Origin of the sequence: Bacillus sp. 0209A, from assembly GCF_036765095.1 — a bacterium.
Taxonomy (GTDB): domain Bacteria; phylum Bacillota; class Bacilli; order Bacillales; family Bacillaceae; genus Bacillus; species Bacillus subtilis_G.
The window spans coordinates 17,514-39,511 of sequence record NZ_JBAIZV010000002.1; the positions used below are offsets into that span (position 1 = coordinate 17,514).

Below are 21,998 nucleotides of genomic sequence, written 5' to 3' on the forward strand. Positions count from 1 at the left end.
ATTGTAAAAGGGAATTAATTACTTTTAGTTAACGTTGTTATATTAGAATTCTTTTCTTTGAGCATGTGGATAAATTCTTCAGTATCTTGCGGAGAAATCACTGCGTGCCCCCAGCCGCCCAGATAATATATCGTGATGGTATGACGAGACCCGATTAGACGAAAACCTGACCACAGCTTCTTTTTCTCAACCACTTTGTCGATTTTTTCGTAAGGAATTTGATGTTTAATCAGTCCGGCTTTAATGATCAAATGATGCTCCCTTAATACATATTTCAGATCAATAAAGCTCCAAATGATGAGCACATTTAAAAGCGTCAGCAGAGTAAAAATGATCCAGCCTGAAACCCTCATATTTCCCAGCACAAAAGGAACAATGGCATCTGCTTGTATCAGTAATATGAGAAAAACAATCATCAGCGTAACGGGTACATCTCTCTTTGTTTTGTAAACCATATTCTCACCGTCCTGTACATTCTGCACGGTAACTTCTTCTTTTTTTCTTTGAGAAATCCCTTTTTTAAGTCAAAAAAACATAGAAATCGCAGAATTTATAAGAGATAGTATTAGCTGTTCTTTAAATTTTCAATTATTTCCCTTCTGAATCGGAACAAAATGATGAAAAAAATGAAACGCTTTAATCTTTTTTTGATAGAATAGAAATAAGATAGTACATGTTCATGTGAAAGTAGGTGACATCGTGGGAAAAATCATAGCAATTACGAACCAAAAAGGCGGAGTCGGCAAAACAACGACGTCTGTCAACCTTGGGGCATGCTTAGCTTACATAGGGAAAAGGGTTCTGCTGGTAGATATTGATCCGCAGGGAAATGCGACAAGCGGATTAGGGATTGAAAAAGCCGATGTAGAGCAGTGTGTGTACGATATTTTAGTAGATGATGCAGATGTAATAGATATAATTAAAGCAACGACAGTAGAGAACTTGGACGTGATTCCTGCGACGATTCAGCTTGCAGGAGCTGAAATAGAGCTGGTTCCGACGATTTCAAGAGAAGTGAGACTGAAGAGGGCGCTTGAAGCAGTAAAGCAGAATTATGATTATATTATTATTGATTGTCCGCCGTCATTGGGGCTGCTGACGATTAACGCGCTTACTGCCTCAGATTCCGTTGTGATTCCTGTACAGTGCGAATATTACGCTTTGGAGGGGCTCAGCCAGTTATTAAATACTGTACGTCTTGTGCAAAAGCATTTGAATACCGATTTAATGATTGAAGGTGTATTGCTGACAATGCTTGATGCCCGGACAAATCTCGGCATTCAAGTGATTGAAGAAGTTAAAAAATATTTTAGAGATAAAGTATATAAGACGGTTATTCCGCGTAATGTCCGTCTGAGTGAGGCACCGAGTCACGGAAAACCCATCATTTTATACGATCCGCGGTCAAGAGGCGCAGAAGTATATTTAGATTTAGCAAAGGAAGTGGCTGCGAATGGCTAAAGGCCTTGGAAAAGGGATTAATGCGTTGTTTAATCAGGTCGATTTGTCTGATGAGACAGTTGAAGAAATTAAAGTTGCTGATTTACGCCCTAATCCTTATCAGCCAAGAAAACACTTTGATGACGAGGCATTAGCTGAACTAAAAGAATCTGTGCTGCAGCATGGCATTCTACAGCCGCTTATCGTCAGAAAATCTTTAAAAGGCTATGATATTGTTGCGGGCGAACGGCGTTTTCGAGCGGCAAAGCTGGCGGGTTTAGACACGGTTCCGGCGATTGTCCGTGAATTATCAGAGGCATTAATGAGAGAAATTGCTTTATTGGAAAACCTTCAGCGTGAAGATTTATCGCCGCTTGAAGAGGCTCAGGCCTATGACTCTTTGCTGAAACACTTAGACCTCACGCAAGAACAGCTTGCCAAACGTCTTGGGAAAAGCAGACCGCATATTGCGAATCATTTAAGATTGCTGACCCTGCCAGAAAACATTCAGCAGCTTATTGCCGAAGGTACGCTTTCAATGGGACATGGACGCACGCTTCTTGGCCTGAAAAATAAAAATAAGCTTGAACCGCTTGTACAAAAAGTGATTGCGGAACACCTCAATGTTCGCCAGCTTGAACAGCTGATTCAGCAGTTAAATCAGAATGTTTCACGTGAAACAAAGAAAAAAGAACCTGTGAAAGACGCGGTTATAAAAGAACGAGAATCTTACCTCCAAAATTATTTTGGAACAACGGTTAATATTAAACGACAAAAGAAAAAAGGCAAAATCGAAATTGAATTTTTCTCTAATGAAGATCTTGACCGGATTTTAGAGCTTTTGTCTGAACGAGATTCATAAATATTACAGAAACCATCTTTCAAACGAAGATGGTTTTTTGTTTTATATTCGCCCAGTGATCCTTTGAAGCGGGCTAAGGCGTTCCTGCCTCCACTCTGTCCGATCTGTTAAACTCAATCCTTCAGCAAGAACACTTGCCATATTCATGACCAAGTGCAGCCTTGTATTTTGTAAAACAAAGTATTCCATAAAACCACTCACATTCACAATTCCGTTAATATGAAGATCTCCCACTTCAGGAAGGTCTTTTTGCACACCAGCTCCCGGCTTTAATGGTCCGTCTCCGATTTGAAACGATCCCACACTTTTAACGCGTCCTAAGCATGCATCGACCGCTATAATAAACGGGTTTTTATGTATTTTTTGAATGTCATTGATTTTATCCTTCATATTTACAGCATGAACGGGATCAGATAAAGTGCCATAGACATGAAATCTAGTGAGATGCATCTGTTTGAGTTTCATTCCTACGAGCGGGCCTAATGAATCACCGGTTGAACGGTCTGTTCCGATACAAACCACGATAATCGGTCTGCCGGCAGCTTTACGTAAGGATGAAGAAAGGATGGTTTGGATTTGTTTTGCTGCAGCTGCATCCGTATGTGAAACATAATGCTTTACTCGTTCCTGAGAGGAAAAAAGCCCGCCTTTTCGATTCATAGGTTTCACTTCCTTGTTATAGTAGGTAGCAAAATAGCTGTGGTGTGTGTTTAGATATGTAAGGTTGTTTACAGTATATCCAGCAGCAGGGTCTTTTATGCTTCGTGTATGGAGCCGGATATTTTTTATCAATAGAGGGCGTAATATGAGTGGTTAGTAGGTTGATTACAAGTGTTGTGCTCCAATGCCTCGATCATGATCAAGCTAGGGTCTGCTTACAAAACAATTGAGAATAGATGTCTATACTGATTGTGTTTTAATGACGGCGAAGTCAAAGATTTCGGTATCAGAAGTGATTTTCATCCGTTCTTCAATCGGCGGCATAGTTAGAAAAAGTGAAGAATGAGGATCTCGGACTGTCTGCATTGGCAGTTTTTATGTGTATTTCGTATGATAATTTCACCTTGCGGCCAATGTCTATGAAAATATGGCATGTTTGCTGTCTGTTATTTATATAGTAACAATAGCGGGAACAAGCTGAACTCTGTGCTATGAGGTGATGAGGTTGTGGAGAGCCGGGATGAAGTGGATGCTGCTCATATTAGGGAGCCTGATCGGGGCCGGATATGCGAGCGGTCAGGAGATTTGGCAGTTTTTTGGGGCGGAAAGCGGACTTGCTATTGTGCTGTTTACAATCATGTTCATGTTCTCGTCTTATATTGTGATGAAAATTAGTTTTAAGGTTCAATCCACTCATTTTCTGCCGGTTCTGGAGCATCTGATGGGACCATGGCTGGCGAAAATTTATGATGTCCTCATTGTTTTTTATTTGTTTTCGACGACTATGGTGATGATTGCCGGAGGCGGTGTGACCCTGCAAATGTACAAGCTTCCTTTCTGGTGGGGAATTGCGCTGATTTGTATCGTGACTGTGTGTTTGTTTTTCTGGGATGTGAAAGGGATATTATCAGTAAATGGTGTTTTAATACCTGTTTTAGTTGCGGGTCTGCTGTATGCGTTGATCTCCTTTCAGAACACTCACCACCACACGTGGACGATTGATTTGACCCGGCAGTATAACTGGCCTGCGAGCATTACGTTTACCTCTTTGAACATCCTTTCAGTGGTTGCGATTTTATCTTCCGTCGGGAAAGAAATGAAAGGACTCGGAGAAGCGAAAATCGCCAGTGTGGCAAGCGGTCTTATTTTTGGTGTGATCTCATTTATTTATAATGAAACGTTAGTGGAGCTGGCGGGCTCCCTTTCTCAGTTTGAAATACCGTTGTTTGCCGTTTTGGAGGGTGCGCCTTATCTCCTTTTTTTATGTATGACGGCGGTTCTGTGTCTGGCGATTTATACGACGACGGTAGCTGGTTTGCTGGGGCTGTCCAGCCGGCTGAAGGCGTTTGTTCATATGCCGAGATGGATGATTGTGTTGATTCTGTTAGCGTTGATGGTGCCTTTTACTTCTTTCGGATTTTCTGATTTGATCGCGTTCTTGTATCCGATATACGGGTTGCTGAATTTGTACTTGTTAGTTTGTCTGCTGTTATATCCTATTTTGAGTAAATGGAAATAAAAGGATGTATTTCTTTTCGGATATCTTGATTGCTCTTATGATCAATTTTTTTGTACAATAGATACAGCAGTTTATGAAAAGAGGTGAAGGGTCTTGGCGGATAAAGACTTTGGCCTGAATGATGTCGTAGAAATGAAAAAACCGCATCCATGCGGAGTGAACAGCTGGAAAATTATACGCATGGGAATGGATATTCGAATTAAGTGTGAGGGATGCTCTCACAGTGTAATGATTCCTAGAAGAGAATTTGAAAGAAAACTAAAAAAAGTACTAGTCAAGCATGAGGAGCCTACTTCATAAAAAGGCCTGCACTCATGCTTTTTCATATAGAAGGTAAGGAGAAGACGGCGATGAGCAAAGTGCATCAGTCAGCTTGTCCGCTGAATTGCTGGGACAGCTGCGGCTTTTTGGTGACTGTTGATGAGGGAAAGGTAACAAAAGTGGACGGAGATTCGAATCATCCGATTACGGAAGGCAAAATCTGCGGCCGCGGCAGAATGCTTGAGACAAAAACAAATTCGCCTGATCGGCTTCGCTATCCGATGAAAAAACAAAATGGCGAGTTTGTGCGGATTTCTTGGGAGCAGGCGCTTGATGAAATTGCCGATAAACTCCGGGAGATCAAGGAAACGTCGGAGACAACTGCTGTTTTGCACAGCCATGATTATGCGAATAACGGTTTGTTAAAAGCGCTAGATCAGCGTTTTTTTAATGGATATGGCGGCGTGACTGAAATCGTCGGCAGCATATGTTGGGGCTCAGGTATCGAGGCGCAAAGCTGGGATTTCGGCCGTTCGTATGGGCACGGCCCGCTTGATATTTACAACAGCAAACATGTTGTTGTGTGGGGGAGAAATGTATCCAGAACAAATATGCACTTATACCATCACTTGCAGCAGGTGAAGAAAAAGGGCGCCACGATTACGGTGATTGACCCGATCTTCAACCCGACTGCCAAGCTTGCAGACCGGTATATCTCTGTCAAACCGGGAATGGACGGCTGGCTTGCGGCAGGCATTTTGAAGGTTCTGATTGAGACAGGAAGAACGGACGAGACGTTTATTTTTGAGCACTCTGTCGGTTTTAATGATGTGAAAGAGCTTTTGGACACTGTTTCTTTAGAGGAGTTTATTATCAAAACAGAAACTTCTATGGAGGAGCTGGAGTATTTGGCTGGTTTGTATGCTGATGGCCCGGTGTCTACCTTTATGGGGCTCGGCATGCAGCGATATAAAAACGGCGGCGAAACGATTCGCTGGATTGATGCACTCGTTGCGGCAAGCGGAAATGTCGGAATTAAAGGCGGCGGCGCGAATTTCGGGAACGTCCAGATCGGTGAGAGCTTTGCAAAAACGAAGCTGACCCTGCCGGAATTAAAAACAGCATCACGTTCGTTTTCCATGATGACGCAGGCTGAAGAGGTGTTGACGTCTGCTGATCCAGCTATTGAGATGATCATTGTGACGTGCGGAAATCCGCTGACTCAGGTGCCAAATACCAATAAAGTAAGACAAGCATTTGAAAACGTGCCGATGACGGTGGCGATTGATTCGATCATGACGGATACGGCAAAGCTGTGTGACTATGTGCTGCCGACTGCCACTGTTTTTGAAGAAGAGGATATCTACTACTCCAGCATGTATCATCATTACGTTCAGTACGGGAAGAAGCTTGTGGAACCGCAGGGAGAAGCAAAGTCGGACAGCTGGATTTGGTCAGAGCTTGCAAAACGCCTTGGATTTGGCGAGCTGTTTGACTACAGCACTGAAGAATTTTTAGAGATGGGGCTTTCTTCATTGGAAGCAGAGAATGTGACGCTTAAGCGATTGAAAGAAAAAGGCCACCTCCCTCTTCCGGTCAAGCAGGTTCCGTGGGAGGATTATCAGTTTTTGACGCCGAGCGGAAAATTTGAATTTACTTCGTCGTTAGCTGAGGAAAAAGGATTTAGCGGTTTGCTTCAATTAAACGTACCCGAAGAATCTGTTTTCCATAATGAAGAGTTAGCCGAAAAGTATCCCTACACGCTTTTGTCTATTCATCCGCAACGCTCTAATCACTCTCAGCATGTGCCGTTTATTGAAAAGCTTCAGCATATTCAAGTTGATATTTCTCCAGATATAGCGGTGGAGCAGAATCTTCAGGACGGAGACGAGGTCAGTATCTTTAATGACCGCGGGCGCTTGAAGGGCAAGGTGAAGGTGATGAAGCAGGCTCATCCAAAGACGGTTAATATAGATGAGGGCATGTGGGCGGCTTTTGGAGGCTCAGTCAATACACTGACAAACGATACAAATTCCGATAATGGAATGGGAAGTACGCTTTTTGACTGTTTAGTAGGTTTGAAAAAAGCATAATCAAAGGGATTAACAGGCTGAAAATGCTTTTTTGTCAGCTTGTCTTTTCCAGTGAACCTCCTTATAATTGCTCTAGGTTCAAAATACGTTTATACAATGACGGTTTTATATAGAGGAGATGAAAGAATGGCTTTAACAGCTGGAATTGTCGGTTTGCCGAACGTTGGGAAATCAACATTATTTAACGCAATTACACAGGCCGGTGCCGAATCAGCCAACTACCCGTTCTGTACGATTGATCCGAATGTGGGAATTGTAGAAGTACCGGATGATCGTCTGCAAAAGCTGACTGAGCTGGTCAAACCGAAGAAGACTGTGCCGACTGCTTTTGAATTCACTGATATTGCAGGGATCGTAAAAGGCGCGTCTAAAGGAGAAGGACTCGGTAACAAATTTCTTTCTCATATTCGGCAGGTTGACGCGATTTGCCACGTTGTCCGTGCTTTTTCTGATGACAACATTACACACGTTTCCGGAAAAGTTGATCCGATTGATGATATTGAAACAATCAACCTTGAGCTGATCCTTGCTGACATGGAAACGGTTGAAAAGCGGATTACACGCGTCAGCAAACTTGCAAAGCAAAAAGATAAAGACGCTGTATTCGAGTTTGAGATTCTGTCTAAACTGAAAGAAGCGTTTGAGAATGAAAAACCCGCTCGTTCTGTTGAGTTTACTGAAGAGCAGCAAAAGCTTGCAAAGCAGCTTCATTTATTGACTTCGAAGCCTATCTTGTATGTGGCGAACGTGAGTGAAGAAGAAGTGGCTGACCCGTCTGGCAATGAAAATGTAGCGAAGATTCGTGAGTACGCTGCCGGCGAAAACGCGGAAGTTATCGTTGTCTGTGCGAAAATTGAATCTGAAATCGCTGAGCTTGAAGGCGAAGAAAAGCAAATGTTCCTTGAAGAGCTTGGCATTGAAGAATCAGGTCTTGATCAGCTGATTAAGGCGTCATACTCTCTGCTTGGCCTTGCAACATATTTCACAGCCGGGGAACAGGAAGTCAGAGCTTGGACATTCAAAAGAGGCATGAAAGCCCCTGAGTGTGCAGGCGTTATTCATAGTGACTTTGAGCGAGGCTTCATTCGTGCTGAAACTGTTGCTTATGAGGATCTTCTTGCGGGCGGCGGCATGGCAGGAGCCAAAGAAGCAGGAAAAGTCCGTCTCGAAGGGAAAGAATATGTGGTCCAAGACGGGGATGTGATTCATTTCCGATTTAATGTATAGGATGCAGTTGTAAAGGGACAAGAGCTTTGGTATAATATAAAATTGTGAGTAATAGAATTATTGCTCCTTGCCCATTATGGGCCGCTTAGTCCAAAAGGAGGTGCAAACAGATGAGAAAGTACGAAGTTATGTACATTATCCGCCCAAACATTGACGATGAGTCTAAAAAAGCAGTTATCGAGCGTTTCAACAACGTTCTGACTTCTAACGGTGCGGAGATCACTGGAACAAAGGATTGGGGTAAACGTCGTCTTGCTTACGAAATCAACGATTTCCGCGACGGTTTCTACCAAATCTTAAACGTTCAAGCTGACGCTGCGGCAGTTCAAGAATTTGACCGTCTAGCTAAGATCAGTGACGATATCATTCGCCACATTGTTGTTAAAGAAGAAGAATAAGCAATTTTGAAATATATAATGGTAAAAGGTGGTCTTTCTTATGCTTAACCGAGTTGTATTAGTCGGAAGACTGACAAAAGACCCAGAGCTTCGTTATACGCCAAACGGTGCGGCTGTTGCCACGTTTACTCTTGCTGTGAATCGTACGTTTACGAACCAGTCCGGAGAACGTGAAGCCGATTTCATTAATTGTGTCACTTGGAGAAGACAAGCTGAAAACGTTGCAAACTTCCTGAAAAAAGGAAGCCTTGCAGGCGTAGATGGCCGTTTACAAACAAGAAACTATGAAAACCAGCAAGGACAGCGTGTCTTCGTGACCGAAGTTCAAGCTGAAAGTGTTCAGTTTCTTGAGCCTAAAAGCGGCGGCGGTTCTGGTTCAGGTGGATACAACGAAGGAAACAGCGGCGGAGGCCAGTACTTTGGCGGAGGCCAAAATGATAATCCATTCGGGGGAAATCAGAACAACAACCAGAGACGCAATCAGGGAAACAGCTTTAATGATGACCCGTTTGCCAACGACGGCAAACCGATTGACATCTCGGATGATGATCTTCCATTCTAATGAGAATATCGCTTAATCTAAAACAGAAAGGAGGGAAATGACAATGGCAGGAGGACGCAGAGGCGGTCGTGCGAAACGCCGTAAAGTGTGTTATTTCACTTCTAACGGTATCACGCACATCGACTACAAAGATGTAGATCTTCTTAGAAAGTTTGTTTCTGAGCGCGGTAAAATTTTACCACGTCGTGTAACTGGAACAAACGCTAAATACCAACGTAAATTGACTGCAGCGATCAAACGCGCTCGTCAAATGGCTTTACTTCCATACGTAACTGGTGAGTAAGCTGATACGTAAAGAGCAAGGACCTTCGGGTTCTTGCTCTTTTTTATAGGGGGGATGAAACATGAAGCTGATTTCTTGGAATGTAAACGGCCTGCGGGCTGTTATGAGAAAGATGGATTTCCTCTCTTACCTGAAAGAAGAGGATGCAGATATTATATGTCTTCAGGAAACAAAGATACAGGACGGCCAGGTCGATCTTCAGCCTGAAGGCTATCATGTGTATTGGAATTACGCAGTGAAAAAAGGATATTCCGGCACGGCTGTTTTTTCAAAACAAGAGCCGCTGCGGGTTATGTACGGTATCGGAAAGGAAGAGCATGATCAAGAAGGCAGAGTGATTACGCTGGAATTTGAAAACATGTTTGTGATGACCGTTTACACGCCCAATTCTAAAAGGGGTTTGGAGCGGATCGATTACCGAATGCAATGGGAAGACGCTTTATTATCTTATATTCTTGAATTGGATAAGAAAAAACCGGTCATTTTATGCGGCGATTTGAACGTAGCTCATCAGGAGATCGATTTGAAAAATCCAAAAGCGAATCGGAATAACGCTGGATTTTCTGATCAAGAAAGAGGGGCATTCACTCGTTTCTTAGAAGCTGGATTTATTGACTCATTCCGTCATGTCTATCCTAATCTTGAAGGCGCTTATTCCTGGTGGTCGTATCGCGCCGGCGCCCGGGAAAGAAATATCGGATGGCGTCTCGATTATTTTGTTGTTTCCGAAAGGCTGAAGGGACAGATTGGGGATGCCTGCATATCAGCGGACGTCATGGGTTCCGACCATTGTCCTGTTGAACTTATGATCAATATATGATGAGATGGCAGTAAGGAATTTACACTTACTGCTTTTTTATATGAAAAAGGAGAAAGAGATGGCAAACATAAAAGAGATTGCAAGATTGGCAAATGTATCTGTTTCGACCGTTTCACGTGTATTGAATCATTATCCGTATGTGTCTGAAGAAAAGAGGAAACTTGTTCATCAAGTCATAAAGGAATTAGATTACATACCAAATCGAACCGCAATCGATTTGATTCGCGGGAAAACCCATACTATCGGTGTGATTCTGCCTTATAGCGATCATCCCTGCTTTGATAAAATCGTAAACGGGATCACCAAGGCGGCATTTCAGCATGAGTATGCAACGACCCTTCTCCCCACCAATTATAACCCCGCTATTGAAATCAAATATCTAGAACTGTTAAGAACGAAGAAAATAGATGGTCTCATCATAACATCCCGCGCCAATGACTGGGACAGCATTATCGCTTATCAGGAGTATGGGCCGATCATTGCATGTGAGAATACCGGAGAGATTGATGTCCCATGTGCTTACAATGACAGAAAAGCTGCGTATGCAGAGAGCTTCCGCTATCTAAAGAGCCGGGGACATGAGAATATCGCTTTTACGTGCGTCAGAGATGCCGGCAGGAGCCCGAGTACGGCTGATAAAGCTGCGGCCTATAAAGCTGTCTGCGGGAGGCTGGAAGACCGTCATATACTGTCAGGATGCAACGATATGAATGACGGTGAGCGGGCTGCACAGCACTTTTATACGAGCGGGCAGGTACCGACTGCTATTTACGCAAATAGTGATGAAGTGGCAGCTGGAATCCATGTATTTGCCCAAAAGAATAAATGGGATGTTGAAATCATTGGCGAGGGGAATTCTTCTATCAGCCGAGTTCTTGGCTTTCCGTCGCTAGATTTGAATCTTGAGCAGCTCGGCATCACAGCATTCTCTCTATTCTTGCAGGATGAACCGATTGATATCAAAATTCAGCATCAATTCGAGAAAAAAGCTTGAACTGAAATGCATTTCATACTTTATAACTTCATTGAAGGTGAAGATGAAGGAGGAGGAAGAAATGCGGATTGAACATACAGCGATCTGGGTCAATGATTTAGAGCGAATGAAATCCTTTTATGAAACGTATTTTAATGGCAAAGCGAATGATTTGTATCATAATGAGAAAAAGGATTTTAAGTCTTATTTTATGACATTTGATTCCGGAGCAAGGCTGGAAATCATGAAAAAAGGAGATGTGACTGATCCGCCTTCACAAACAATGACAGGCTGGGCACACATTGCTTTTTCCGTTGGAAGCCGGAAGAAGGTTGATGAACTGACCGATCAATTGAAGAAGGATGGTTTTGCCGTAGTAAACGGTCCGAGGACAACAGGAGACGGCTACTATGAAAGTGTGATTGAAGATGATGAAGGAAATTTGATTGAGATTACAATCTGACATGGAGTGACTTGAATGCTGAGGACAGAATAAGAAAAAATGGCAGCCGGAGAACTATATAATCCGGAAGATCAACAACTACTACTTGAACGCAAACGTGCGAGACAGCTGAGTAGACAATATAACGAAACACCAGAAGATGATGCAGTGCGGACGGAGCTTTTGAAGGAGCTGCTCGGCTCGCTTGGTGATCAAGTCACGATTTTGCCGACATTTCGCTGTGATTATGGCTATCACATTCATATTGGAGATCATACATTTGTTAATTTTGACTGTGTTATTTTAGATGTGTGTGTGGTGCGTATCGGACGTCACTGTTTGATTGCGCCAGGGGTACATATCTATACGGCTGGTCATCCGCTTGATCCGATTGAAAGAAAGTCCGGCCAGGAGTTCGGTAAGCCTGTGACCATTGGAGATCATGTTTGGATCGGAGACCGGACGGTAATTAACCCGGGAGTGACGATTGGTGATAACGCGGTGATCGCATCGGGGGCTGTTGTGACTAAGGATGTACCTGCTAATACTGTTGTAGGCGGAAACCCCGCGAGGATGTTGAAGGAATTGTAATGAGATCAGTGCGGCAGGTCCGCACTGACTTTTTTCAAATCTGTTTCGCATTCGTTTTAGGGCCGAAGCAGATTAACAGTAAGGAGCATGCGAGCCAGCAGCCGCCGATAAATAAAAAGACGCTGACATAGCCGAGCTGAACGGCGATAAATCCGACGAGCAATGAGCCGAAAATGTTTGAAAAGCGGCCGAGGCCATAGGCTAAACCGCTGCCAGATGAGCGGTATTCAGTCGGATAAGGTTCTGACGTATAAGCGTATAAGTTCGAGGTGAAAACCCGTTCCGTGATATTCACAATAAAACCAAACACAATAATCATGATCGGAATAAAAGTCATGCCATATAAGAGACCGGCGATGGCTGTCAGAAACGCGCTGGCGGCTAAAATCCATTTTCTTTGAAATGTTTCAGAAATCAACGAACCGAGCAGTGCGCCAAGCGGAGCGCCGACGGAGTGCAGTACGTTATACCACAATGTATTTTCCATGGAGATGCCGTTGCTTTTTAAGAGGCTTGGAACCCATGACGCAAATCCGTAAAACCCAAACGTTTCAAAAATCCATACAGCAGATAAAACGATGGTGATTTTGAGGTTTCTTCCTTTCAATAGCCCTGCGTAACCGGCATGCTGCTGAACGGCACTGTTTGCTTTAGGCTGAGCCGGTGCCGGAAGCTGGCCTTTCTCTTGTTCAACCTGCGCCTCAATTCGATTGAGGATCGCATCAGCTTTCGCATATTCACCGCGATTTTCATGCCAGCGAGGTGACTCTTCCAGACGGCGGATGAAGAAAAAATAAATAAGGCCGACGGCACCCCATACAAATACAAGCCTCCATCCCCATGAACCGAGCGGAATGACAAAGGCAGACACAATATTGGTGATCGGGACGCCGACCAATCCAATCATGGCGCAGAAAGAAATATATTTCCCGCGGACACTGGAAGGAAAAAATTCCGCCAAATAGCTATTGGTAATCACCATGGCTGCTGCGACACCAAATCCGGTGAGAAAACGGAATGTCATTAAAGACGGGATATCCCATGCCAAGGCATTGCATAGCGATGCGATGGAGAAAACAAACACAAATAGATGTAAGGCTTTTTTGCGGCCGATTCGATCGGACAGCCTTCCCCCCAGCGATGCGCCTAAAAACATGCCTAAAAATGAAGCTGCCGTTATATTGGCAATGGTTGAAAGCGGGATGCCCCAATGCTCGATCAGTGCCGGTGCTACATTGCTGAGGGTAAATAAATCTGCAAGGTCAAAAAAATAAACAATGCCGAGAGCGGTTAATACTTGGAAGTGAACGCGAGAAATCGGAAGGCGGTCTAAACGATTCGCTGCGTTGGAGAAAGGATGTGTGTTCTTCTGTTTGAAGATCGTATTCATAAAAAACCCCCTTTTGATTAGTAAGAAAAAACTGAAAATTCCCCTCTTGGAATTATTATAAGTATCTTGATTCATTGGCGACAGAGTTCAAATCACTAGATGAAAGAACTAAATTCGCACTCTTTATTTTCATTTTGCTTAAAAGATTTCCAAAACAGTAGATTTGAAGACCAATTTATGCAAATATATAGGAATATTCTCATTGAAAGGAAGAGACATAGAAGGAATGAATTCATTTATCCGTCCATTAGAAGGAAACAATACATTATGGAGATATTTTTTCGCCTTTTTGGTGATCGTAGGTTTATATGTATTCGGGAATATTGCTTACCTTTTCGCTATACTGTTTACGGTTATTGTGAATCCAGATATCACGTTTGATTTGGATGAAGCTGTGCTGAGTGATCCACTGGTCGATCTTTATTTGGCTCATGTCATTTATTTATTTGCGATTCCGGGAGTATGGCTGGCTGTGCGCTTTATTCTGAAACGGCCGTTTCGATCGGTCATTACGCCAAACGCTAAGATCAATTGGCGGAGAATTTCCTTTGGCTTTATTGCTTATTTCTTGCTGATGATCGCCGTACAATTGATTGACTTTGCGATTCATCCTGACAGCTATTCAATGCAAGATGTTGATCCTTCACGGTTTATCTGGCTGGTGGCGGCGGCTCTCATTTTGGTTCCGTTTCAAACGTCAGCTGAGGAACTGTTTTTCAGAGGATTTTTGCTTCAAGCTTTCGGGAGAGTGACGAGAAATCCTCTTATCTTGACATTGATTGTCGGAGGCTTGTTTGGCGTACTGCATTTTGCGAATCCAGAAATGAACAATGGCGCTGTCTGGGCAGGAATTGAGTATTTAACTTTTGGTTTTGTGTGGACCTATTACACGATTAAAACAGGCAGTATTGAAATATCACTTGGCGCCCATGCCGCGAATAATATGTTTTTGTGTATGTTTATCACAGAAAAAAACAGTGTGTATGGGGGAATTCCTTCGTTATTTACGGTTACGCGGGGAAACCCGATGTGGGAGGCTTTATTTACGATAGCGGTCAATCTTGTTTTTGCGGGAATCGCGTTATGGTACCATAAGAAATCACAAAGTAAGCAGCAAGGGTCTTAATCCCTGCTGCTTATTAATGTTTGGATGGCTTCTTCGATATTTGTTGTCGGCTGCTGGCAGGCGAAGTTTTCGCAAATATACACGGTTGTTTTGCTGTCTATGATGCGGTAGTCTGCTGCGAATGGTGCTATGTCTTTGCATTGATCAGGATGTTCTGCCACCAGAATGGAGTCGTTTGGCTTAAAGGCTTTTTGAAGCGCGGTTATCAATTGTTTTCTGTCTGGATCGTCTGCGCTGCCAAAAATAACGATTTCTTTTTTAGGCGTCACATGCTTTAACACACTTTGCATAAAGAAAGCATGGCCGCTCGGATACGCGTCGATATCCGGCTTGAACACAGAAAACATCGTTTCCGCTTTTTCAATCAATGATAAGTCGCCTGTGGCCTGTCCGAGGCGCAGCAGCTGAACGGCTGCCACGCTGTTTCCGGAAGGCACGGCGCCGTCATATACTTCTTTTTCTCGGACGATTAAGGCTTCTGCATCGTGTCCGGTGAAGTAGAACCCGCCATGCTCCTCATCCCAAAATAAGCCGATCATATCGTCTGTCAGTTTCTTCGCTTTTTCTAAATAAGAAAGATCAAACGAGGCTTCATAGAGATCCAGATAAGCCCATAGGAGAAAAGCGTAATCGTCGATGAAGCCTTTGTTTTTCACTTCGCCGTCTCGATACCGAACCATTACACGGCCGTCAATGATTAATTGGTTTTCAATAAATGTGATGGCGTCTTCCGCTAATCTGAGATATTTTGGTTCTTGGAATACCTTTGCCGCTTTGGCAAGGCCCGCGATCATCAGCGCGTTCCAAGAGGTCAGCACCTTATCATCGACATGCGGATATGTTCTATCTTCGCGTGTCTTCAAGAGCTGTCGTCTTGCGTCCTCAAGCTTGAGGCTGAGCTCTTCCTCAGTTAAACCGAATTCAACCTTGATTTGTTCCCGCTTTGTGTGAATGAGGTTCGGAATATTTTTGCTTTCAAAATTCCCTTTTTCAGTGATATCATACACTCGGCCATACAGCGTTCCGAGATCGTCTCCGAGCGTTTTCAGAATCTCTTCCTTTGACCACACGTAGTACTTTCCTTCTTCTCCTTCTGTGTCCGCGTCTAAAGCGGAGAAAAAGCTTCCGTCTTCATGAGTCATTTCCCGCTGAATGAAGGTGATGATTTGTTCGCAAATCTCTTGATACCGGCTGTTTTGCGTAACTTGATAAGCTTCTGTATAAGCCGTCAGCAGCAACGCATTATCATATAGCATTTTTTCAAAATGGGGAACGAGCCATTCGTCATCGGTCGAGTAGCGGGCAAATCCATAGCCGATATGATCGTAAATGCCGCCATTCGCCATGCTGTCCAGCGTTTTCGTCACGTTGTATAAAGCATTTTCCTGCCCCGTATTGTGATGATAACGAAGCAAATACATCAGCATATGGGGCATCGGAAATTTCGGCGCCTGCCCGAAACCCCCGTAGATCGTATCAAACCCGTTGGCAAGCTGCTGGAATGTCCGGTGAATCGCTGACTCGCTAAGGGCTTCACCTGATTTTGCAGCTGTTTTGTTCTGCAAATGTTTAGCGGCGTTCTCCGCAATATCCTCGACATGTTCGCGATCGTTCGCAAATGTCTCAGACAGATGCTCAAGCACATCAACAAAACCGGGACGATTGAATTTGCTCGTCTTTGGAAAATATGTACCCGCGTAAAACGGCTTCTGGTCAGGCGTGATAAACACATTCAACGGCCAGCCGCCCTGCCCGGTCATCAGCTGACAGATTCTCATATAAACAGAATCCACATCCGGACGCTCTTCCCGGTCCACTTTAATCGCCACAAACCGTTCATTGAGGAGACGCGCAATTTCCTCGTCCTCGAAGCTTTCGTGAGCCATCACATGGCACCAATGACAAGTCGAATAACCGATGCTGACAAGTACCGGCTTGTTTTCGTGTTTTGCTTTTTCGAAGGCTTCTTCTCCCCAAGGGAACCAGTCCACAGGGTTGTGGGCGTGTTGGAGTAAATATGGAGACTTCTCAGCGATTAATTTATTGGGTTTACTTTTGTTTGGCATGGGATCACCTTCTTTCAACTTGTTTTTCATTCTTACTGTATCACAAGTATAAAATTAAATACTTTAAATATTTCCCCTTTCAAACGTGAAGGTGTTTTTTATTTGTCTCATATTATGGGTCAGTCCCGTCAATTAAAGTTCTTTTTTGTGCCGATAATATATCTTTAGTTAAAAGGGTAGCTCCCCATCAAGCTAATATTTTGAAGTACCCCCAAAACGAAATTTTTATCTCTTGATAGTGATTTATATAAATTAAATTTATTTTTTCGTTTTGGGTAACAGTCAATTTCTTAAGTTGATGGATGTGTGTTGCTACCCCAATAAGTGCTAATCGTTGATTGTATTGAATTTTAAGTGAATCTATTATATTGCTTGACATGGTTAAATGCTATAATAGTGAAATTGTGGATAAAGGATATGCCTTATATGTTTAGAGAGGTGATAATTATGCTTAATAAGCCGAGTGATTATATCGAAGCTGGTTTGAAGCTGGAATTGGAAGAAGATTTAAAATACTTATTCAATTCAACAGCTGATATAAAGATGGTACCAAAGGGTACAATTGTTTTAAGTCAGGGGCAAAGAGTTTCTTCACTGTATTATATTCATAAAGGAATTATGAGAGGATATTATATAGATGCTTCAGGGAATGATGTGACAAAATGTTTTGCAGCTGAAACGGAATTTGCCTGTGCAGAGGGTTTATTAAGAGTTGAAGAAGCTAGATTTAGTGTAGAAAGCCTGCAAGACAGCATTTGCGTAGTTATTCCGTATAATTCCATATACCTAGGTATGAAGAAAACTAATCAAATGAAGGTTATATTCACTAATTATATTCAGAAGATTCTTGTTGATACGCTAAATCGAGAACAGGCGTTACTTATGAAAGATACACTGGAAAGGTACATGGAGTTTAAAAGAGAGTATTCTTCTTTAGAAAATAGGATAAATCAATCATATATTGCTTCTTATATTGGAATTAGAGCAAGCTCACTTAGTAGAATTAAGAGAAGTATGAAAATAGAATAAACGTTTTTAGGAAACATCAAATAAAAGTATTTGGTGTTTTTTTATTGCAATTTACATATGTCAATTACAACAGGCTATTATCGCATTATGATGACTGGTGTAATCACTGATTTAGGAGGATTTATTTATGAAAAAAATTTCCTTGGTAACAGGTGCAAATGGTCATTTGGGTAACAACTTGGTAAGGGAATTATTAAAAAGAGGAGAAACTGTTAGAGCAGGTGTACGAGATTTAAATGACAAAGAACCATTTATAGACCTTGATTGTGAGATCGTCTACGCCGATTTGAGGGATAAAGACTCACTTCATAAAGCACTTGATGGAGTGAATACCTTATATCAAGTAGCTGCTGTATTTAAACATTGGGCACAAGATCCTGAAAAAGAGATCATTATTCCTAATGTTGAGGCAACTCAAAATATAATGGAGGCTGCTAAAGAAGCAAATGTAAGAAAAATAGTATATGTAAGCTCCGTAGCAGCATTGTCATTGGACAAGACAAACTTAAAGGGTAAAATTGATGAAACTACATGGCTTGAAAACAGTCATGGAAATGCATACTTTGATTCAAAAGCACGAGCTGAAAGAACAGCTTGGGAGCTGGCAGAAAAATATGATTTGGATATGGTTAGCGTTCTTCCTGGTGCAATGATTGGTGGAGAGTTTTTAAAGAAAACTCCAACCATACTGGCCTTCGAAAGTATTCTTTTAGGAAAGATGAAAGTTAACTATATAAGTGAAATGACGCCAATAGATGTAACTGATGTTGTGAAAGGTATGATTGCTGCAGCGGAAAAAGGTGTAAGAGGTACAAGATATATCTTGGCTAATGAAGAGCCTGTAACTTCAGATGATATCATTAAAATTGCAAAAAAATTTATTCCTAATCTTGAGATACCACAAAAATATACTAAAGAACAGTTGTTACATTTAGCTGATAAACTTGAATTTGAAGCAAAGGAAAAGAATACTCAGCCATCACTACTTAGAAGTCAGGTAGAATTATATTATGGTGGAATAAATAGACACTATGACCTTACTACATCAAGACAGGATTTGAATTTTAAGCCTAAGTTGGGTGAAGTAGCATTAGAAGAGTATTTTAAACGGTTTTTTGCTAGCCTAAGAAAAAAATCCTTATAATGAATCGGCTAATAGATGTTTTTGCCTTCCGGCTTTATTTTCGTTACAAGCATCATCTTGTCGTAAAAGGTTCATGAATTTAGGTGTCTCTGCATCATCCCTTGTAACCCGTGCTAAGTTAACTGACAAAACAGCGTCAAATATGCCATCTGTGAGTTTGTTAATCATCCTTTGGTATTCAGGTCGCATTTCATCCATTGAACTCTCAGCTTCTTGGAATATTTCATACTGCCAATTATTTTTATGAGCAATATCAAGAAGTCTTTTTCGATGTTTTACCAATGCTTCTTCTGTTTCTTCGCCCTCTTTATTTCGTGACTTTCTTAGTTACGCTTGATTTTGTATTATAACTCCAACAGCTCATCACCCTTTATGGTTTCCTGAATGTAATATACTTCTAGAATATCGTAATTATAGGTGTGTAGCTATACGGACTTGCCACCAATGGTAAGTCGAATAACCGATGCTGACCAGAACCGGCTTGTTTTCGCGTTTTGCTTTTTCGAAGGCCTCTTCCCCCATAGGAACCAGTCTACAGGGTTGTGTGCGTGTTGGAGTAAATATGGAGACTTCTCAGCGATTCATCTATTGGGTTTACTTTTATTTGGCATGGGATCACTTAACACATTTTCTCAAAAATAATCCCTGCTTCTTTATACAGCTGACTGTTCTCTAGTATTGTACTTAGGAATACGTATTACCCCCGAAGCAGTTAAAACCCCTAATATAACTAACACAGCCCCAATAACTTGAAATACCTTTATCGGTGTTCCAATTGCAAATGAAATAATCATCGTTACAACGGGAACAAGGTTGAAAAATAAAGATGTTTTACTTGCTCCAATCTCCTTAATCCCCTGATTCCACCATAGGTAACCCAAAACGCTTGTAAAGAAAGCCATAAAGGCAATTGCCCCCCAAACTCCAATCGGGATGTTCGATAAAGAAACAGGTTTGGATGTAAATAGGGAAACTACTATTAAACTAACAGCACCGATAACCATCGTATAAGTGGTTGTAGATAGCGGAGTACCATCTTTTACAAACCGCCGTCCAAGTACACCATAAAGTGCCCAACAAACGTTACCTGTAAAGATTATTAAATCTCCCCCTGAAATTGATAAGGTTTTAATGATTTCGATAGAACCTTGTGTAATGACTAACAATACACCGATGAATGCAAAGAATATGCCGAGCACTTGTTTTTTTGTCATTTTGTCCTTTAAGATCATTCGAGCGAAAATTGCTGTTAATAAAGGATTCAGCCCCATTATTAATGCTCCGTTAACGGGAGATGTATATTTCAAACCAATAAAAAACAAGGCATTAAATCCAAATATTCCTATAATTCCAAGAACAATGTATGAAACGGCGTTTTTCCGTAATTGACTCTTGTTTATACCTTCAGTAAAAATCAAAATGATGAGCATCAGTGCAGCAGCTAAACCGAAACGCCATGCCGCAGAGAACGATGGAGAAAAATATCCAACCGTATATTTTGCAAGATTAAAAGTAGCTCCTGTAAAAATAGAGAAGCCAATTAACATCAGGTATATATTTAAATGTTTCATTTGTTTTCCACTTCCTCTTTCAAAATTGAATAATATGTATCCAGTTTTCCTTTTGTAGTAGAAATTACTTCTTCCAGCTCCTTTTTTTTAATTTCCATTTTCTCTAAGTGCTTGGTTAAAATCTCAATACGTTTATTTATAGATGGGGAGAGCTGTGCTGATTTAACATCCGAATTGATTTTTTCCAAAATGCAGCCGTCTTTGACAAACTCATTAATATCCTCTAAAGACATACCTGTTTCCTTTAAACTTTTAAGGAATGTCATGAACTGAATATCAGTCTCTGTATAAAAACGCCTTCCACTGTTTTTTCGTTTTGGTGGTGGAAGTAACCCAATCTTTTCGTAATATCTTAATGTATACGAGCTAATACTAGTCTTCTCAGCAGCTTTACTAATGGAATACAACAAACATCATTCCTCTCTTTTGATTAAAGTTAGTTTACAACTTAGAGTTAACTCTAAGTCAAGCAAATAAAAAAACCTGCTACCGCATGGTTACGGATTACAGGTTTTAGAAAATGAATAACATAAAAGGTAAACTGTATTGTTTGAACAAATAGTATTATCGTTTAAAATGGCTTCTGTTATCTTTTAATGGAGTTCCACACGATTTGATTATCCCAGGCCACCAATGCCGAGTTGAATAGCCCATAATCTCACTTTAAATACAAATCTTACAAAATGAAAAATAGAGCTCAATAGAGCTCTATCCTAAGTTCACTTGTTTTTTTTAACTGGGAATATATAAGTCAAAACTAAAAAAACCATAATACAAATTATAAATTGAATAAGTCTGTCTATAAACCAATAGTTAGTAAAGTTAATTTCATTTGTCACCTGAATGACGGCAAAAACTGCAAATAAAATTAGTATGAATTTAAATGACTCTTTGTTCAAATTAATCAATACTTTCTTTAGAGAATTGCATATACAACACCTTGTGCAATATATCCACAAGAACTAGCTACTGCATGCCAAACATACTTATCAAGATAGTCTGTTACTGTATCATGTACTTCATCTAATGGACCCATAAGTACGATTCCGTTCCAAAAAGAAAGCCATTGGGCACGTGAAAATTTGCGTTTTAATGCACTAGGAAACTTTTTATAGATTGCATCAGGTAATTTTTTCTTTACATATGATTTTCCGAATACCGTTATTAATTTCCGCCCTAAAGAAATATAACCTACCTTTTCAACCTTTATATCACCTGAACTTACTTTAGCATTTGGATTCAATACAATTGAATTAGTACTTGTAGTACTCAGCTGAATAGTATTAGAAATTGGTGATGATATATCACTAAAGCCTACTGTTGAAGTATGTATATCGTTTTTTGATTTAGTATATGAATTAGAAGTATTATCAACTGGATTAAGATATTCATCATCATTTTTCAATGCATCACCAACAAATTCGTTAGCAACTTCTTGAATGATCTTATCCATTTCTGCTTTTGACATACTTGCATCAGAAGCATCACTATTATCTTGAGTGTTTTGAGCATCAGAGTTTTCCTCTAAGCCTGTACCTGCG

23 protein-coding genes and 2 pseudogenes are annotated in these 21,998 nt (G+C 41.4%); 16 read left to right on the plus strand and 9 right to left on the minus strand.

Features of this window, described 5'->3' with window-relative positions; translation table 11 throughout:
- Positions 1-14: 14 nt before the first annotated feature.
- Entirely contained in the window at positions 15-455 is a 441-nt protein-coding gene (locus tag V6D44_RS05300) for a PH domain-containing protein (protein ID WP_087993767.1), read from the minus strand.
- Positions 456-699: 244 nt separating this feature from the next.
- On the opposite strand from V6D44_RS05300, the gene soj reads away from it, so the two are divergent.
- On the plus strand, positions 700-1,461 hold the full coding sequence (gene soj / locus V6D44_RS05305) for a sporulation initiation inhibitor protein Soj (protein WP_003219244.1): 762 nt from the start codon (positions 700-702) through the stop codon (positions 1,459-1,461).
- Complete coding sequence (spo0J, locus tag V6D44_RS05310) at positions 1,454-2,302, plus strand: stage 0 sporulation protein Spo0J (protein ID WP_087993750.1); 849 nt, start codon at positions 1,454-1,456, stop codon at positions 2,300-2,302. The genes soj and spo0J overlap by 8 nt, the downstream gene beginning before the upstream one ends.
- A gap of 42 nt (positions 2,303-2,344) precedes the next feature.
- On the opposite strand, the gene yyaC is transcribed toward spo0J, so the two are convergent.
- Positions 2,345-2,962 carry a spore protease YyaC gene (gene yyaC / locus V6D44_RS05315; protein ID WP_087993751.1) on the minus strand — a complete coding sequence of 206 codons (618 nt, stop codon included), beginning with the start codon at positions 2,960-2,962 and terminating at the stop codon, positions 2,345-2,347.
- Positions 2,963-3,461: 499 nt separating this feature from the next.
- Here yyaC and V6D44_RS05320 point away from each other — a divergent pair, with 499 nt between their 5' ends.
- The 11 genes from V6D44_RS05320 to V6D44_RS05370 all read left to right on the plus strand — a co-directional run bounded on the left by V6D44_RS05320 (position 3,462) and on the right by V6D44_RS05370 (position 12,131).
- Positions 3,462-4,481 (plus strand): YkvI family membrane protein, encoded by a 1,020-nt coding sequence (locus tag V6D44_RS05320; RefSeq protein ID WP_202327741.1) that lies wholly within the window; start codon positions 3,462-3,464, stop codon positions 4,479-4,481.
- A 93-nt stretch (positions 4,482-4,574) separates the two neighbouring features.
- The gene (locus V6D44_RS05325) at positions 4,575-4,781 is read left to right on the plus strand and encodes a DUF951 domain-containing protein (RefSeq protein ID WP_087993753.1); all 207 of its coding nucleotides are present in this window, start codon (positions 4,575-4,577) and stop codon (positions 4,779-4,781) included.
- Positions 4,782-4,831: 50 nt separating this feature from the next.
- Positions 4,832-6,835, plus strand: coding sequence for a molybdopterin-dependent oxidoreductase (locus V6D44_RS05330; RefSeq protein WP_202327742.1), 2,004 nt, complete (start codon positions 4,832-4,834; stop codon positions 6,833-6,835).
- A gap of 126 nt (positions 6,836-6,961) precedes the next feature.
- A complete protein-coding gene (gene ychF, locus V6D44_RS05335) occupies positions 6,962-8,062 on the plus strand; it encodes a redox-regulated ATPase YchF (RefSeq protein WP_087993755.1) in 1,101 nt (366 codons plus the stop codon).
- Positions 8,063-8,172: 110 nt separating this feature from the next.
- Positions 8,173-8,460, plus strand: coding sequence for a 30S ribosomal protein S6 (gene rpsF, locus V6D44_RS05340; protein WP_014115888.1), 288 nt, complete (start codon positions 8,173-8,175; stop codon positions 8,458-8,460).
- Between the two features lie 40 nt (positions 8,461-8,500).
- Complete coding sequence (gene ssbA, locus V6D44_RS05345) at positions 8,501-9,022, plus strand: single-stranded DNA-binding protein SsbA (protein WP_039074877.1); 522 nt, start codon at positions 8,501-8,503, stop codon at positions 9,020-9,022.
- 43 nt (positions 9,023-9,065) lie between these two features.
- Positions 9,066-9,305 (plus strand): 30S ribosomal protein S18, encoded by a 240-nt coding sequence (gene rpsR / locus V6D44_RS05350; RefSeq protein WP_010332656.1) that lies wholly within the window; start codon positions 9,066-9,068, stop codon positions 9,303-9,305.
- A gap of 61 nt (positions 9,306-9,366) precedes the next feature.
- A complete protein-coding gene (xth, locus tag V6D44_RS05355) occupies positions 9,367-10,125 on the plus strand; it encodes an exodeoxyribonuclease III (protein WP_333516303.1) in 759 nt (252 codons plus the stop codon).
- Positions 10,126-10,183: 58 nt separating this feature from the next.
- Positions 10,184-11,119 carry a LacI family DNA-binding transcriptional regulator gene (locus tag V6D44_RS05360; protein ID WP_333516304.1) on the plus strand — a complete coding sequence of 312 codons (936 nt, stop codon included), beginning with the start codon at positions 10,184-10,186 and terminating at the stop codon, positions 11,117-11,119.
- Positions 11,120-11,180: 61 nt separating this feature from the next.
- Positions 11,181-11,561 (plus strand): VOC family protein, encoded by a 381-nt coding sequence (locus tag V6D44_RS05365; protein WP_333516305.1) that lies wholly within the window; start codon positions 11,181-11,183, stop codon positions 11,559-11,561.
- 39 nt (positions 11,562-11,600) lie between these two features.
- Positions 11,601-12,131 (plus strand): sugar O-acetyltransferase, encoded by a 531-nt coding sequence (locus V6D44_RS05370; protein ID WP_333516306.1) that lies wholly within the window; start codon positions 11,601-11,603, stop codon positions 12,129-12,131.
- 34 nt (positions 12,132-12,165) lie between these two features.
- On the opposite strand, the gene V6D44_RS05375 is transcribed toward V6D44_RS05370, so the two are convergent.
- Positions 12,166-13,521 (minus strand): MFS transporter, encoded by a 1,356-nt coding sequence (locus V6D44_RS05375; RefSeq protein ID WP_253268761.1) that lies wholly within the window; start codon positions 13,519-13,521, stop codon positions 12,166-12,168.
- Positions 13,522-13,747: 226 nt separating this feature from the next.
- On the opposite strand from V6D44_RS05375, the gene V6D44_RS05380 reads away from it, so the two are divergent.
- Positions 13,748-14,647, plus strand: coding sequence for a CPBP family intramembrane glutamic endopeptidase (locus V6D44_RS05380; protein ID WP_087993768.1), 900 nt, complete (start codon positions 13,748-13,750; stop codon positions 14,645-14,647).
- Here V6D44_RS05380 and V6D44_RS05385 read toward each other — a convergent pair.
- Positions 14,644-16,713 carry a thioredoxin domain-containing protein gene (locus V6D44_RS05385; RefSeq protein ID WP_202327747.1) on the minus strand — a complete coding sequence of 690 codons (2,070 nt, stop codon included), beginning with the start codon at positions 16,711-16,713 and terminating at the stop codon, positions 14,644-14,646. The two genes, V6D44_RS05380 and V6D44_RS05385, sit on opposite strands and share 4 nt — an antisense overlap.
- 447 nt (positions 16,714-17,160) lie before the next feature.
- Between V6D44_RS05385 and V6D44_RS05390 the strand changes: the two genes are divergently transcribed.
- Positions 17,161-17,742, plus strand: coding sequence for a Crp/Fnr family transcriptional regulator (locus V6D44_RS05390; RefSeq protein ID WP_333516307.1), 582 nt, complete (start codon positions 17,161-17,163; stop codon positions 17,740-17,742).
- A 127-nt stretch (positions 17,743-17,869) separates the two neighbouring features.
- Positions 17,870-18,886, plus strand: coding sequence for an NAD-dependent epimerase/dehydratase family protein (locus tag V6D44_RS05395; RefSeq protein ID WP_087993763.1), 1,017 nt, complete (start codon positions 17,870-17,872; stop codon positions 18,884-18,886).
- On the opposite strand, the gene V6D44_RS05400 is transcribed toward V6D44_RS05395, so the two are convergent.
- From V6D44_RS05400 to V6D44_RS05420, 5 genes and pseudogenes are all read right to left on the minus strand, one after another.
- Positions 18,881-19,168 (minus strand): recombinase family protein, encoded by a 288-nt coding sequence (locus V6D44_RS05400; RefSeq protein ID WP_087993764.1) that lies wholly within the window; start codon positions 19,166-19,168, stop codon positions 18,881-18,883. The genes V6D44_RS05395 and V6D44_RS05400 overlap by 6 nt on opposite strands.
- 129 nt (positions 19,169-19,297) lie before the next feature.
- Positions 19,298-19,467 (minus strand): annotated as a pseudogene (locus V6D44_RS05405) (DUF255 domain-containing protein).
- A gap of 72 nt (positions 19,468-19,539) precedes the next feature.
- Positions 19,540-20,457 (minus strand): DMT family transporter, encoded by a 918-nt coding sequence (locus V6D44_RS05410; protein WP_087993765.1) that lies wholly within the window; start codon positions 20,455-20,457, stop codon positions 19,540-19,542.
- Entirely contained in the window at positions 20,454-20,867 is a 414-nt protein-coding gene (locus tag V6D44_RS05415; RefSeq protein ID WP_087993766.1) for a MerR family transcriptional regulator, read from the minus strand. Before V6D44_RS05415 ends, V6D44_RS05410 begins: the two co-directional genes overlap by 4 nt.
- 154 nt (positions 20,868-21,021) lie before the next feature.
- Positions 21,022-21,111, minus strand: a pseudogene (locus V6D44_RS05420) (DUF255 domain-containing protein); the annotation flags it as partial.
- Between the last annotated feature and the right edge of the window lie 887 nt (positions 21,112-21,998).